Annotated in this window: 12 protein-coding genes; 4 read left to right on the top strand and 8 right to left on the bottom strand. The window is 58.4% G+C overall.

Annotated elements, in window-relative coordinates; genetic code table 11:
* Positions 1-94: 94 nt before the first annotated feature.
* From QP977_RS07425 to QP977_RS07395, 7 genes are all read right to left on the bottom strand, one after another.
* The gene (locus QP977_RS07425; protein WP_049190471.1) at positions 95-1,669 is read right to left on the bottom strand and encodes a UDP-N-acetylmuramoyl-L-alanyl-D-glutamate--2,6-diaminopimelate ligase; all 1,575 of its coding nucleotides are present in this window, start codon (positions 1,667-1,669) and stop codon (positions 95-97) included.
* Positions 1,670-1,807: 138 nt separating this feature from the next.
* The gene (locus tag QP977_RS07420; RefSeq protein WP_048731186.1) at positions 1,808-3,718 is read right to left on the bottom strand and encodes a peptidoglycan D,D-transpeptidase FtsI family protein; all 1,911 of its coding nucleotides are present in this window, start codon (positions 3,716-3,718) and stop codon (positions 1,808-1,810) included.
* Positions 3,719-4,059: 341 nt separating this feature from the next.
* Positions 4,060-4,875, bottom strand: a complete 816-nt coding sequence (ftsL, locus tag QP977_RS07415) for a cell division protein FtsL (RefSeq protein WP_049190478.1) — start codon at positions 4,873-4,875, stop codon at positions 4,060-4,062.
* A gap of 64 nt (positions 4,876-4,939) precedes the next feature.
* On the bottom strand, positions 4,940-5,980 hold the full coding sequence (gene rsmH / locus QP977_RS07410; protein ID WP_049170260.1) for a 16S rRNA (cytosine(1402)-N(4))-methyltransferase RsmH: 1,041 nt from the start codon (positions 5,978-5,980) through the stop codon (positions 4,940-4,942).
* Positions 5,981-6,241: 261 nt separating this feature from the next.
* Positions 6,242-6,673: a division/cell wall cluster transcriptional repressor MraZ gene (mraZ, locus tag QP977_RS07405; protein ID WP_005510286.1), complete on the bottom strand. Its 432-nt coding sequence runs from the start codon at positions 6,671-6,673 to the stop codon at positions 6,242-6,244.
* Positions 6,674-7,381: 708 nt separating this feature from the next.
* Entirely contained in the window at positions 7,382-7,825 is a 444-nt protein-coding gene (locus tag QP977_RS07400; RefSeq protein WP_284847225.1) for a DUF3040 domain-containing protein, read from the bottom strand.
* A 230-nt stretch (positions 7,826-8,055) separates the two neighbouring features.
* Entirely contained in the window at positions 8,056-8,544 is a 489-nt protein-coding gene (locus QP977_RS07395; RefSeq protein WP_049170259.1) for an SAV_6107 family HEPN domain-containing protein, read from the bottom strand.
* 206 nt (positions 8,545-8,750) lie between these two features.
* Here QP977_RS07395 and QP977_RS07390 point away from each other — a divergent pair, with 206 nt between their 5' ends.
* Together QP977_RS07390 and QP977_RS07385 are read left to right on the top strand one after the other, a co-directional pair.
* A complete protein-coding gene (locus QP977_RS07390) occupies positions 8,751-9,341 on the top strand; it encodes a GNAT family N-acetyltransferase (RefSeq protein ID WP_049170258.1) in 591 nt (196 codons plus the stop codon).
* On the top strand, positions 9,322-9,996 hold the full coding sequence (locus QP977_RS07385) for an LppM family (lipo)protein (protein ID WP_049170257.1): 675 nt from the start codon (positions 9,322-9,324) through the stop codon (positions 9,994-9,996). Before QP977_RS07390 ends, QP977_RS07385 begins: the two co-directional genes overlap by 20 nt.
* Positions 9,997-9,999: 3 nt before the next feature.
* Here QP977_RS07385 and metF read toward each other — a convergent pair whose 3' ends face one another.
* Positions 10,000-10,986, bottom strand: a complete 987-nt coding sequence (gene metF / locus QP977_RS07380) for a methylenetetrahydrofolate reductase [NAD(P)H] (protein WP_016423012.1) — start codon at positions 10,984-10,986, stop codon at positions 10,000-10,002.
* A 66-nt stretch (positions 10,987-11,052) separates the two neighbouring features.
* On the opposite strand from metF, the gene QP977_RS07375 reads away from it, so the two are divergent.
* Entirely contained in the window at positions 11,053-12,165 is a 1,113-nt protein-coding gene (locus tag QP977_RS07375; RefSeq protein WP_049170256.1) for a polyprenyl synthetase family protein, read from the top strand.
* A gap of 18 nt (positions 12,166-12,183) precedes the next feature.
* On the top strand, positions 12,184-13,884 hold the full coding sequence (gene crtI / locus QP977_RS07370; protein ID WP_083310799.1) for a phytoene desaturase family protein: 1,701 nt from the start codon (positions 12,184-12,186) through the stop codon (positions 13,882-13,884).
* Positions 13,885-13,943 lie beyond the last annotated feature (59 nt).

The raw sequence follows: 13,943 nt of genomic DNA, 5'->3' as shown, positions 1-13,943 counted from the left end.
TAGTAAAGGATGATTTCTTGATTTTATTCGCTTACCGCGAATGGTTCGCGGTAGGCATGTCAGGTGGTGCGCTTCCTCAGCGATTTCAGCAATCTCAATCAGCGGATCCCTCCAGTCGCTGTGTGAGTGCTTCGGCCAGCTGTTCACGGTCATCGAACGGGTGAATCACGCCACCGATATCCTGGCCGGTTTCGTGTCCCTTGCCAGCCACCACGATGCTGTCACCGCTGTGGGCGAGCTCGACGACACGGCGAATTGCCTGGCCGCGATCGCCGATTTCCTCAACAACCGTGTCAGAACTGGCCTTGCCGCTGGCAACGGCTTCCTTCGCACCGGCGACCACGGCCGCACGGATTTCAGAGGGCACCTCGGAGCGTGGGTTGTCATCGGTGATGATGACGACATCGGCACCGCATGCAGCCTCAGCTCCCATAATTGGACGCTTGGCACTATCGCGGTCGCCACCGGCGCCGACGACAACCAGCACGCGACCTTCGGTCTGTGCGCGCAATGTGGCCAACACCTCAGCTACTGCGGCTGGCTTGTGGGCATAGTCCACCACAGCCAGGAAGTCCTGTCCGCGGTCGATGCGCTCCATGCGGCCTGGCACACGCACCTGCGCCAGGCCGCTCTTGGCCGCGTCATTGGCATGCCCAATCGCATCGAGCACAGCCCATGCGACTGCGGCATTGGCAACGTTGAAAGCACCCGGCAGAGGAACTTCCACCTCAACTGTGTCAGTGTTGTTTCGCGTTAGCTCCACATGCTGGACACCGTTAGTGGCGACAGTGGCTGCAGCGGCGTGCCATTCTGCAAAGACCTCGGCAGCTGGCGTCTTGTCGGTTACGCGATGCTGAGTATGGACAGTGGTGACTTGGACATCCGGGTCGCCGGCAGCGATATCTGCCATGCGGACACCCCAGTCGTCGTCGATGCACACGACAGCCTTCGGTGCATGTGTCGGACCTTCAGGATCAAAGAGCTTGGCCTTGGCTTGGAAATACTCTTCCAAGGTCTTGTGGAAGTCCAGGTGATCCTGCGAGAGGTTGAGGAAACAGCCGACGTCGAAACTGACTCCGTCTACACGTCCCAACGACAGTGCGTGGGAAGAAACCTCCATGACAACGTGCGTCACACCCTCGGAGAGCATCTGGTGGAACAGGCGCTGGAGGGCTGGAGCCTCTGGGGTAGTCAGGCTCGACGGAACGGCACGGCCATTGATGCGCGTGCCGGTAGTACCAATGATGCCTGTCGAGCATCCAGCTGCCAGCAGCGCGCCCTCCAGCATGTAGGTCGTGGTGGTCTTGCCAGAGGTGCCGGTAACCCCAATGATGGTCAGTGAATCCGAGGGATGATCGTAGATTTCTGCAGCAACGTGCCCCATGACGGCCCGGACATCGTCGACAACCAGGACTGGTCGAGTCTCCCCTGCTTCCCGCAGGATTTTCAGACCTTCCTCATCAGTCAGGATCGCTGTAGCAGCCGACTGCTGCGCGTAGCGCGCACCATGCGTGCGAGTACCTGGGACGGCAGCAAACATTCCGCCTTCAGGCACTTCGGCAGCGTTGAGTTCGATTGCGGCGATATCCGCTCCTGCCGCCGCGGATTCGGTAATGCCGTCAAGTCGGCCATGCGCGAGGTTACACAATTTCGCAAGGGTGGCGGTCATTGGCTGTTCCCTCTTTCAAGTCAGTCGTTGGTGTACAACAGGTTGGAAAAATTCAAGAGATTCACTTTGCAGAAACCAAAGTAATAAAAGTCTGTGTATTAGTGCTGTCGCGGTAACTTCATTGTGGTGGTGACCTCGTTACGGCTGCAGCAACAACTTGCCCTCGCGGGGTGGCGACGGCGGTACGTTGTAGCGGTTAAGCGCCCAAGCGGCGATGTCCTTAAACAGTGGGGCTGCTGACTGACCGCCGTCACCATGGACACCACGCTGGGGTTCGTCAAGCATAATGCCAATGACAAAACGGGGATCGTCGGCAGGCGCGATGCCTGCAAACGTGATGTGGTACTTGGAATTCGAGTACGCGCCGGTGTCGGGGTCAAACTTCTGCGCCGTACCTGTCTTGCCTGTGAGCGAGTATCCCTCAATACTATTGCCGGCCGCGGTACCCGACTGCTGCCCCGTGGGATCAGACTGCATAACGCCTTCAAACATAGCGCGCACAGTTTGGGCGGTCTCCGGGCTAACCACACGCACTGTTTCCGGGCGCTCTGTTGCCGTCTTCGTGCCGTCCGGGGAAATTGTCGAACGAATCATACGCGGCGGGATGCGCTCGCCATCGTTGGCGATTGCCTGGAAAACTCCTGTCATCTGCAGCAGTGTCATGGCCATACCCTGACCAATGGGCAGGTTCGCAAATGTACCGCCGGACCACTGCGGACGCTGTGGCACAAAGCCGGACGATTCACTGGGCAACTCGATACCCGTGGACTGCCCCAGCCCGAAGAGATGCAGCATCTCAGCGAAGCGGTCCTGACCCAAACGCTCTGCCAGCATTAGGGTGCCGACATTGGAGGACTTGCCGAATACACCGGTCGTCGTGAAAGCTTCCGTGCCGTGCTCCCATGCATCGCGCACGGTGACACCCGCCATATCAATCGTGCCCGGAACCTGCAGAACCTCATCCGGTGTGGTCTTGCCGTCTTCGATAGCGGCCGCTGCGGTAATAATCTTTGCTACAGAGCCCGGCTCAAATGGGTTCGATACAGCGGAGTTTCCGATAGTGCGCCCCTCTTCGAGCTCGGCCCCCATATCCTTATTCGGGTTAGCCGTGTCCGCCTGCGCCATTGCAAGCACTTCGCCGGTCTTCGCGTCGAGCACGACTGCCGACGCATCCTTCGCTCCCGAGTTGGCCTTCGCCTGGTTGACCTGCTGCTGGACAAAGTACTGCATGTCGAGGTCCAGGGTCAGCTCGTAAGTCGTACCGTCCACAGCTGCGTGGACATCGCGCGTGGATCCCGGGATTGCCACACCGTTAGAGGCGATATCAATGGTCTTGCCACCGTTAATACCCTGCAAAGTGGCATCACGAGAGGCTTCAAAGCCGAACTGGCCGACGCCATCCATGCCAATCTTGCCGATGACGTTAGCCGCCGTCGCCCCATTCGGGTACTGGCGAATATCCTGACGCTCCGCCACCAGTTCCGGATACTTTTCCACGATGGCAGCGGCCTTGTCCGGGTCGACATTACGCACGAGCACCTCATAGGTGCTGTCCTCATTGCGCAGCTTCTCCAGAATGTCCTTCGAGCTCACCCGGGACGGCGCGCTCATCACCGAGTTCTCCTCGGTTTCGGGTTCCGCTTGACGACGGCGACTGCTTCCCGACTTCTCCGCGTCGATGTCGGCCACGTCGAGTAGCTTCGGCAAATCCTTGGCGATCTGCTCGAGGCGTTCATCGTAGGTAGCGACATCATCCGGGCGCTGCTTATGGGCGTCCCCAATCCACTTGCGCAAAGTGTTCGGGTGAACGGTAATACTGCGTGCCTCCATAGTGAAGGCAAGCTGAGCTCCGTTACGATCGAGAATCGCACCGCGCCGAGCTGCATCAACAACTTCCACCGTGCGCTGATTCTGCGCCGCCGCCGACAGGTCAGGACCTGCGACGAGCTGCACCCAAGCCAAACGGGAGACCAGCACTACAACTGCGATAGCGCCTATAAACTGCAGCCAGTTGCGACGTCGGATGAAGTCCTTATTACTAATGCGCATTTTTTCGCGCGGGGGCACGCTTCGGTTGGTTTTAGCATCGAGCCCCCGGCTGCGCTGACCATCCCGAACGCGACTTTGGCCTCTGCGCTCACGGGATGTAATTCGGTAAGCACGTTCGCCGAAGTCATACCCCCCTCCACGGTTGGGGTAGTCGTCTTCAGATCGAATCATGCGCTAGTGCTTTCTACTAAGTCGATTCTCCCGCGCGCGATAACGTTAGGCGGTATTCCCTGCCATCGCGAGTACTGAATTAATTAGTCTACAGTCGACTGACCAGAAACAGTGGAACCGCCAGAATATCGGACAGTTGGCCAGTTTGGCCCAGTTTGTTTTCTAAGTTCCTACGGTGCTGGAGCTGGCTCGGGTGCCGGAGCTTCCGGTGCTTCCGGCGCCGCGACTGGCGCTTCTGGGGCTGGCGCTGGCGCTTCAGCCTCAGGCGCGGGTGCCGGAGCCGGCGCAGGTGCTGGTGCGGGCTCATGGTTCTGCGGCGCATACGGAGCGGTTGCCGGCAACCCGTTCGGACGTGGGTGCGCTTCCTCAATGGCCGGTGCCTGCATCCCCGGAACATTCTCGGTGTCCTTCGGGTTCGACGACGGCGCATGCGGAACATTCGGCGACTCACTGTTGAGGTCGATAATCTTCTGCTGCTTCTCATCGCCCGGTCGCACTTCCACGACCTTGCCTTCCGGATCAGTCGTCAAAACGGCAGGCTGCTCCGGATTGACCATGCCCTCTTCCACAGCACGCTGCGCGATAGCACCGGTTGACTTCATGTAAGCAACATCCCGCTCGAGCACCTCCAGCTGGTTACGCAGCTCCTTTTCCTTGGTCTGCGCAGCATCCAGCTGCAAGGATGTCGAGGTCGAAATACCCGACAGCCACATCGCCGCCACGATTCCGGCAACGACGAGAATAATCATCACGGCCGCACCGGCAAACTTGTGGTTATCCCTCGAGGACGTCGTAACGCGACGCCCACGCACCGAGATGACCTGCTGAGAACCTGTGCGCCCAAACCGCCTGCGCTGATAAAGATCCTGTTTCGTGCGGGCGCTGCGGCCGCGCTGACGAGTCTTCGTCTTGGCACCGGCGACGGTTGCAGATGCGCCGCGGGAGGTGCGCCGGGTGGGGGCGTGCTCCGTGATTGTCGTTGCCATGCTCGAAAGTTCTCCCAGTACTTAGATTGTGAAGGGTGCGTTTGGTGCGGTTGAAAGGTTTGGGTCAATCGGCTCGAATTCGCTCGATACAGCGAACTCTCACCGGTGCGGCTCGGGGGTTGTCTTCGATCTCGCTTGCCGACGCCTTTTCCGCACCTCTCGTGATGAGAGCAAAGTGCGGTTCATGCCCCGGAAGCTCCATCGGGAGCCCCGGTGGGGTTGTCGACTTCACGCGCTCCGCAAAGTCCTTCTTGACGATGCGGTCTTCCAGGCTCTGGTAGCTCATGAACACTGCACGCCCATCGACTGCGAGTGCATCGCAGACCTGTGGCAGTACATTTTCCAGAGCTTCAAGCTCACGATTTACCTCGATACGAAGAGCCTGAAACGTACGCTTGGCCGGGTGTCCGCCCTTGCGGCGAGATGCCGCCGGAATGGTTTCGTAGAGCAGCTCAACCAGACGGCCGGAGGTCGTAAACGGTTCCTTCTCCCGCTCACGCAGGATTGCCGAGGCGATCTTGCCGGCGAAGCGCTCGTCGCCGTAGGTCGATAGGATGCGCGCGATATCACCGTGCGAATAGGTATTGAGCACATCCGCTGCGGTAATCCCCTGGCTTGCATCCATGCGCATGTCCAGCGGGGCGTCGACTCGGTAGGCGAATCCACGATTGACCTGGTCAAGCTGCATCGAGGAAACACCGAGATCGAAAAGCGCACCTGCAATGCCCTTCTCAGCGGCGCGGGCGAGAATATCCTCCGCGCCACTTCCACCAGCGGCTGCAGGAATCTCACCACTGAGCACCTCGGCGAGCGAATCGAAACGCACACGGAAGGCTACAAAGCGATCACCGAAGCGCGCGAGACGCTCTTCTGCCCCTCGCAGTGCATTGTCATCGCGATCGAGTCCAATGACGCAGAGATTCGGGAACTGCTCCAGCAGATATTCCGTGTGCCCACCGGCACCAAGAGTGCCGTCGACAACTACTGCGTCGTCACCCAGTGCCTCGATGCCCGGGCGCAACAAATCAGTTACTCGATGAAGCAAAACGGGGACATGACCAAACTCGCCGGACTTGCGATCATCCGCAGGTGCCGATCCGTTCATTTCCCCCTCCTCACCGGGTATGTTTGCACTGGTCAGAGAATCTATCGAGTGTATTCCCGGTTTGCTTAACGACGAGTGCCGCGCCAGCAACCAGACCGCACCTCATGAGCACTACTGGGAATGCTGCTATCGGTGCTTAAAACAAAAAGCGGGGATGTTCACAGGGCCCCGCCTGACAGAACCTGGTATCGGGGAAGTACACCAGGGGCTATCAGGCAGAGTCCATGCGGACATTCCCTCTTTTCGGTTATTCCATGCGGTTTATAAAACGCCGAACAGCGAGTCATCCTCACCTTCGGAGAAATCAGCTTCATGCTCCGCCTGGTAGGCCTCCCAGGACTCTTTGTCCCAGATCTCCAGAAAGTCAATAGAGCCGATAACCACGCACTCCTTGGAGAGATTCGCGTACCGACGGTGATCCATCGATAACGTGATTCGCCCCGAACCATCGGGCCGCTGCTCATCGGTGCTCGCCGCAAGATTTCGGATGAAAGCTCGCGCCTTGGCATTCGTACGAGAGGCCTTAGTAGCCCGCTGAGCTAATTTGACGAACTCCTCTTTCGGATACACCGCCAGAGAATGATCCTGTCCCTTAGTGACCATCAGGCCACCTGCGAGATCCTCGCGGAACTTCGCCGGCAACGTCAGGCGCCCTTTGTCATCAAGCTTCGGCGTATAGGTGCCCAGAAACATGCGTCACTGGCCTCCTATCCCCGTGTCAACCTCAATGTCAACGCACAAACGCTTACCGAATTCAGGGATTTAGGCGTTGCCTTCAAGCAGAGCCGGAGGGCTGTGCTTTCCCGCTGTGCCAAAATCTCGCCAAACTTTAAGCGCAAATCGGATATTCACTTCTGCAATGTTGACCAACCTCAATCAACATCATGCCCCACTTTACCCCACTATCTGCCACTATCAACACAAGAAGGAGAAAAATAGCCACAGCATCAGCGCAACCCCACCGCTAGGACATCTGCTTTAACCCAATTGACCTGGACTTTTAAAGAATCACCTCGACAATTAAAGCGCGAATAAAAAGTGGGGCACCCACCCGCGACCACGCCGATAACGACGCCACACCAACCACATTGTTAACAGAAAGCAGTTTACGCCCCACTACCCACCACTTACCTGCTAAAAACCATCCAGATTCAACCTGGTCGCCAGACTTAGTGCGTTGACCTGCAATTTTGTGTCGCCAGAGCCAAACTTTCGGAGATACCAACAACGACCGCAGATAAGAATTCCTCCATCCCAATAGCTAAGTGGGGGAAAGTGGGGACTCGGGGTGGGGCAAAGTGGGTGAGATCTTGTGGAGACGATTCACGTCTAGAAAAACAAAAAAGTGAGGGCAAGCCATCGCTGGCTTGCCCTCACTTGTTAATTCTTGAGGCTTATCCCCTAACGCCCCTCGAAGCGGCCACGGAAACGCGATTCCAACGTGGAATCACCAGAGGAGCCACGGCTACCCGAGGTCCCTCGACGACTCTTTGGCGCCCCGGACTTAGACTTTCCAAAGCTCAGCCCCGAAGCAGAACTAGCCTTCTCCTGCTTACCGGCGCCGGTCAGAGCCCAAACGCCGGAACCGAACATAAGGCCAAAGCCGGCAACCGATAACACAATGAACCAATTGCTCACAGAGAAAAGAGCGACGCCGCCAATCAACATCAGCAGACCGAGGAGCATGAGCGCAAAAACCTGGATGGAAAACCCACGAGGTGCGCTGTTTTCCTCCGGAAAGCTGAACGCATTTCCGGCCATCGTCGAACTAAATTTAGGATCCTCAGCGTAGAGTGCAGACTCGATTTCGTCGAGCATCCGCTGTTCGTGCTCAGATAGTCCCACAATTCCTCCATCGCCTACTTGAGCATTGCCCACCGCGATACTGGCGAGCCTTGACCCCTCAACTAACAATGCCGATACAACAAAGTTAATTACAGGCCACGTGCTGCTAACGCGGCGTCCGTTAGCTTCATTCTTACCCCTTCAACGGGCGACTCACCTCTATTGTTCCATGAATCCGAACAATCCCCCATTTATTTAGGAAAGCAACGCTCTAACACGCCCCCACCGGCTTACGCAGCCGCGGACAGAACACCCAGCTCAGCCCGGACAGCCCCCAAGAATGCACAACTTAAATCCCACAACTCCTGCGCCCGCCGAGAGTCAATGCGACGCGAAATACCCAACCGGACTTCCTCACGCAGCGCGGTGAACTGCTCAAACTTGGTGACCCAGCTATCAAATTCGGGCTGCTCTTTCTTTAAACGCAACCAGGCACTCTGTGTTGCCGAACGACGACGCTTAACTACCGAGCCCGAACGAGCGCCCGAGCCAGAACCCCCAGCCACCGACACATCGTCGCGATTCAACAGCGCGCCTGCGCAACGCAGCGCCGCACAGTAGGAAAGCTCCAACATCTCATCAGAGCTGGCATTCCAAGCATTCGCTAGCAGAGCCTCTGCCCGCCCCAGCAGCTCCAGCGATTGCCTTGAGACACCGACCGGGGCGACCAAACCCGACTGCGAAATCGCCCTAAACTCCACCACGTTCGACCTTGCCACCACCCTGCTTCTCCTTTCACACAGCATTCACATGAGCACGGATTTTCCGCTTCCCCTTAGCGGGATTGACTGCAATCTATCCCCAACCCCGGACTACGCCAGGCATACTTTCGCACAACTGTTCGACTCGATGTTATTGCAGTAATCTCACAACTAAGTTCGTCTAAGTCGCTAATCTGGTCACTGTGAAATACAGCGTGGTTCCGATGACAGCAGGAGACTTCAATCTCCGCCTGCAAGAAGCAGTGGCTCTCTACATCACCGCGATGCAGTACAACCCCGCGATCTTGCCCGGTCGTCTCCACGAATGGCAGAAGCAAACCACTCAACCCGGCTTCATGGCTGCTGCAGCCATAGCTCACCCCGAAGAGCTCTCCCCTGCCCACGCTCTCCGCGACCCGCGCTGCAGGTTGGTCGGCATCGGCTACTGCCGTACAGGATTGGACACGCACTGGTGGTATCGCCAGGTAAGAGATGGACTGCTCATGGACGGGCGCTCGCTACCGGACGTCGTCAAGCTCTTGGGCAACTACGCCGAACTGTCTGAGATTCACATTCACCCCAGCTTTCAGGGGCGGGGACTCGGTAAACGGTTGCTCCACGAGTTGGTCGATTCCCGCCCGGAGACGCGAGTTCTGTTGTCAACCCCGGAATACCCGAATGAGGCCAATAGGGCATGGCAGCTCTACCGCCAATTTGGTTTCAAAGATGTTTTAAGGAACTTTTATTTCACAGGGGACTCTCGTCCCTTCGCAGTTCTAGGAGTAGATCTTCCCCGTGACATCATCACCGAGTGAACCTTCCACACCACGTCAACGACTTTCGCCTCTGCGCATTGCCACAGCAATGGCCGGAATTGCCGCCATCTTGCCGCTCAGCGGCTGCTTTGACGCACAGGCTGGCATTACCATTTCCGGCGACGACAGAGTCTCGGGCACAATTCACGTAACACCCACGGAGGAAGTCCGTTCCCAATTTGAGCAGTGGCAAGTACCGGAAGATCTCTCCGACCGCGTCTCGCAGGGAGTAATCGACTCCTCCACAGGAAAGATGGAAGTCTCGTTCAACGAGCTGCACTTCATTGAACTCACCGATACGCTCCGACAGCTTTCCGACGATCGCGTAGACATCGACCTAGACCGTACCGGTGGCGGCAAGATTTCGATGAACGGCCACATGGATTTGACTCACCTGCCCGGCGCGAAGGTTGATTTCGTCGTCGCGTTCCCGGAGCAGGTTACTGACTCCAATGGCCGCCAGACCGAACCGAACAAGGTGGAATGGCAGCTCGCCAGTGGCGAGAACCATAATGTATGGGCTTCGTCGCCGGCTGGATCCACCAAGCGGAATCAATTCCTATTATTTGCCGGTGTGACCACAGCCGCCGGTGTCCTAGCCTCAGTGCTAGGTGTCCTGTGGGCGCGAAGAGTTCGCGACATGCAGGACTTTTAGCAATTAAAAACCGCCGCGCAGCATATCCTGGCCGGTGCCCCATTCGGGCGCCATGCCGAGGTTGTGCAAAACTTCCTGGGAGGCGCGAGCGAAGTTCATAGTCATAAAGTGCAGCCCCGGCACGCCTTCGGCGATGAGCCGCTCTGCCATGTTGGTCGAAAACTCGATACCAATCTTGCGAATCTCATCTTTATTGGCCTGCTCGTCACCATCTGCTGCCTTAATCAGGCGTTCCTCCAAATCGGATGGCAACTGTGCCCCGGAGAGCTCAACCTGCCTGCGCACTGAGCGCAGCGATGTAATCGGCATCAGCCCCGGAATGATGGGCTTGGCACCGTGCACTGGGTCGGCTTCCACCAGGCGGTCTCGAAGGCGCAAGTAGTGCTCAATATCGAAGAACATCTGCGTAATCGAGTATTCGGCTCCCGCGCGCAGCTTGGCCAGCGTGTACTGCGTGTCATGGTCCAAATCCGGCGAGCGGTAATGTCCCTCCGGGAACGACGCAATGCCGATTTCAAATTTCTCGAACTCCGGCTCGGCCTTAATTAGCTCAATCAGTTCGCTGGCGTAGTGCAGACCGCCCTCGGTCTCCACCCAAGGGCCAAGCGGGTCTCCCGGCGGGTCACCACGCAGAACGAGCAGATTCGTCAGCCCCGCGCTGAGATAAGAGCGCAGGATTTCCCGCAGCTCGTCGACAGTGTGCTCTACCAATGTCAGGTGCACAAGCGTTGTAAGCGGCTGCCTCGAAACGCGCTGGGCGATTCGCAGGGTGCGGTCGCGGCTAGAACCACCGGCGCCGTAGGTCACGGATGCAAAGGAGGCACCAAGATCATGGAAAGCCTCAGCTGCTCGGAGAAGACGTTCCTCGGCCGCGTCGTCACGCGGGGGCATGAACTCGACCGAGAAGGGAATACTGCCCGCGCTCGGCATTGAAAGCGCCTGGCGGATTGTCACTTGGCGGCCTGGCGACAGTGGCATTGTTGAGGACATAGTCACTCATACTAAGCGGTGTCCTATTCTTGAGTCAGCATTACCCGTCATCGACGAGAGGCTCACATGAGCGAAGAACTGGATTTGGCCGCGCTACAGCCCCGCGAAGTACCAGCTACTGTTACCAAAACGCTGGAGAATTACCTCAAAAGCCGTGGCGACGATGTCGCGTCGGTCGATGCGGTGTACACCGAGGCCATAGATTCGCTCCACTCCTTCGTCCTCAATGGGGGCAAGCGCGTGCGTCCAGCCTTCGCCTGGCAGGGGTGGTTGGGGGCAGGCGGCCTCGAAGGCCGTTTCTCCCCAGCCGAGGATTCCCTGGCTGTGATGAACGCGGTGAGTGCCTTGGAACTCATTCAAGCCTGCGCACTCATTCATGACGACATCATCGATGACGCTGATACGCGCCGTGGCGCACCGACTATCCACAAGGTATTCGAGGCCAAGCACGAGGCCAATAGCTGGAATGGAGCCGCCGACCGCTTCGGTATTTCCGCCGCGATTCTCATTGGCGATGTCGCCCTGACCTGGGCTGATGACATGATGCACTCTTCAGGCCTCAGCTCGGAGGCGCTAACCCGCGCACTTGTCCCCTGGCGGGCGATGCGCACTGAAGTACTTGGCGGCCAACTGCTCGATATCACGGCCGAAGCCAGCCGGGACAGTCGCGTCGAGACCGCTGAGAAAATCAATCTGTTCAAGACCGCCGCCTACACCATCGAGCGGCCGCTCCACATTGGTGCTGCGATTGCCGGCGCCCCAGCGGAATTGGTTGAGGCCTACCGCAGCTTCGGCCGCGATATCGGTGTGGCATTCCAGCTCCGCGACGATCAGCTGGGTGTTTTCGGCGATCCCGAAGTCACGGGCAAGCCTGCCGGCGATGACCTCCGCGAGGGCAAGCGAACCGTACTGGTCGGCCAGGCTTTAAGCCTCTACCTCGATTCCGCACCTGAAAAGGCCCGCTTTATCGATGAACGCCTGGGAGCGGTCTCGTCTGCTGCAGATATTGATGAGCTACGAAATCTCATCGCTGATTCCGGCGCTGCCGATGCCGTCGAACGTGAAATTGACCGCCTGACCAGCCGCGCTTTCTCCACTATCGAGAATGCCGACCTGCCTGCAACGTCGCGCGAGAACCTCATTGCTATGGGCGTTCGCGCCACCGCTCGTCAGCATTAGACCAGGTGTTGCGTAGTCATGCCCGCTGCTTCCCCCACTCGTGCCCCCATTAATTCCCCGCGTCTGCGACGTGCGGTCACTCGTCCTCATAAGGGCTCCAAACCACGACTGACCATCATCGGCGCAGGCCTGTCCGGACTTACCGCCGCGCTCTACGCCATCGCCGATGGCTACGATGTCACCGTTGTCGAGCGGGGAAGTTTCGTCGGCGGACGCTGCGCCAGTGAACCCATCACAGTCGATATCGACGAGCAATCGCTCACCGCAGTCTTCGACACTGGCGCAACTGTATGGACCATGCCCTCGCTTGTCGACGATGCCCTCGCCGCCGTCGGCCTCTACGCGCGCGATATCGACCCGGGTTTTTCGGCCTCCCCAATCACGCCCACCTACCGTGCGGAATTTGCCACCCGCGGCGGACTCGACGTGTTTTCCAACGAAGACATGATGGCCGATGAACTCGCGCGCTTCGGTGCCTCTGACTCCACCGTCGCCGGTTACCGCAAACTTCGCACGTGGCTGCAAACTCTCTTCAATGCCTGCTTCGACAACTTCATGTCCCGCAGCTTTGACCGCGTTACGGACCTATTCACCGGGCCCGGCGCGCTTCGCGACCTCACTACGCTCCTCCGACTCGGTGCCTTCGGCGCCCTCGAACCTAAGATTCGTGCCTTCCTCGGAGATAATGATCTCGCTCGCGTTTTCAGCTTCCAGGCGCTTTACGCAGGTGTGCCTCCCGCTAAGGCCCGTGCGGTCTACGGCTGCATTTCCCACATGGATACCTCGATGGGGGTTTACTATCCGCACTCCCCCGCATTTGGTTCGGGTATAGGCGCCGTCAGCGAGTTGCTCGCCGAGGCCGTCCGTCGAGCTGGCGGAACCATCGACTTCGGCGTTGATGTCACTGGGCTGAAAGTTGACGAAGCAGGCTTTGTCTCCGCCATCACCACGGCAACTGGCGAGCGTCTCACCGATGCCGTCATCGCTACGACCGATTTACCTGTGGTGCAGAGCTGGCTTCACGACGCGGCTACCTCTGCCGCCGGTAGCTCATCGAAGCGGCGAGGCCTTCGGAGCGTCGTAAAGCGGACGGGAGCGCGACGGTTGTTCCCAGTTCGATTTTCTCCATCGGCGGTGGTGGCGCACGGGCTGATTCCGGTTTCGGAGACTGCGACGTGGCCGAAGCGGCATCACCTGATTTCGTTTGGCGAAAAGTGGAACGAAACCTTTGAGGAGATCTCGTCACCGCGTCATGGAAAGCTAATGTCGGACCCATCATTGCTGGTCACCCGGCCTGCGGTGAGCGCGCCGGAGCGTATTGTCACAGATGCGAACGGCGTGCAGTGGGAGCCCGTCAGTGTGCTCGCGCCGTGCCCCAACTTGCAGTCGGCCAATCTGATCTGGTCACGAATCGGTGGGGACTACGTTGCGAAAATAACCGCTGAGCTGGAGCGGCGCGGACTGACCGGGATTTCTACGAAGTGGCGAGTCGGTCGGATCGATACCCCTCAGCAGTGGCAAGAACGCGACATGGGCGTTGGCTCGCCGTTTGGGCTGGCGCATCTGTTCCGACAGACGGGGCCGTTCCGTCCCCGCAACTTCTCTCCGAAGATGCCAAAGAATCTGACGCTGGCGGGATCGACGACGGTGCCGGGGGTTGGCGTGCCGACGGTCATGATTTCGGGACGACTTGCGGCACAGCGGTTTGAAACGCCTTAGCTCATGAATGTCTCCCGGATGTCTGCCGGTGGTCACTGACCAATTAGGATTAATGCATC

This window comes from Corynebacterium sp. MSK012 (genome assembly GCF_030232435.1).
In the GTDB taxonomy this organism is placed as follows: domain Bacteria; phylum Actinomycetota; class Actinomycetes; order Mycobacteriales; family Mycobacteriaceae; genus Corynebacterium; species Corynebacterium jeikeium_D.
This window is presented reverse-complemented; position numbering and strand designations above follow the sequence as displayed.

What these genes read in the sequence shown, in the direction of transcription:
- QP977_RS07390 (WP_049170258.1), top strand. Translation starts at nt 8,751, where the DNA reads ATGACAGCAGGAGACTTCAATCTCCGCCTGCAAGAAGCAGTGGCTCTC.
- mraZ (WP_005510286.1), bottom strand. Translation starts at nt 6,673, where the DNA reads ATGTTTCTGGGCACCTATACGCCGAAGCTTGATGACAAAGGGCGCCTG.
- metF (WP_016423012.1), bottom strand. Translation starts at nt 10,986, where the DNA reads ATGTCCTCAACAATGCCACTGTCGCCAGGCCGCCAAGTGACAATCCGC.
- QP977_RS07425 (WP_049190471.1), bottom strand. Translation starts at nt 1,669, where the DNA reads ATGACCGCCACCCTTGCGAAATTGTGTAACCTCGCGCATGGCCGACTT.
- rsmH (WP_049170260.1), bottom strand. Translation starts at nt 5,980, where the DNA reads ATGAACGGATCGGCACCTGCGGATGATCGCAAGTCCGGCGAGTTTGGT.
- ftsL (WP_049190478.1), bottom strand. Translation starts at nt 4,875, where the DNA reads ATGGCAACGACAATCACGGAGCACGCCCCCACCCGGCGCACCTCCCGC.
- QP977_RS07420 (WP_048731186.1), bottom strand. Translation starts at nt 3,718, where the DNA reads ATGCGCATTAGTAATAAGGACTTCATCCGACGTCGCAACTGGCTGCAG.
- QP977_RS07375 (WP_049170256.1), top strand. Translation starts at nt 11,053, where the DNA reads ATGAGCGAAGAACTGGATTTGGCCGCGCTACAGCCCCGCGAAGTACCA.
- crtI (WP_083310799.1), top strand. Translation starts at nt 12,184, where the DNA reads ATGCCCGCTGCTTCCCCCACTCGTGCCCCCATTAATTCCCCGCGTCTG.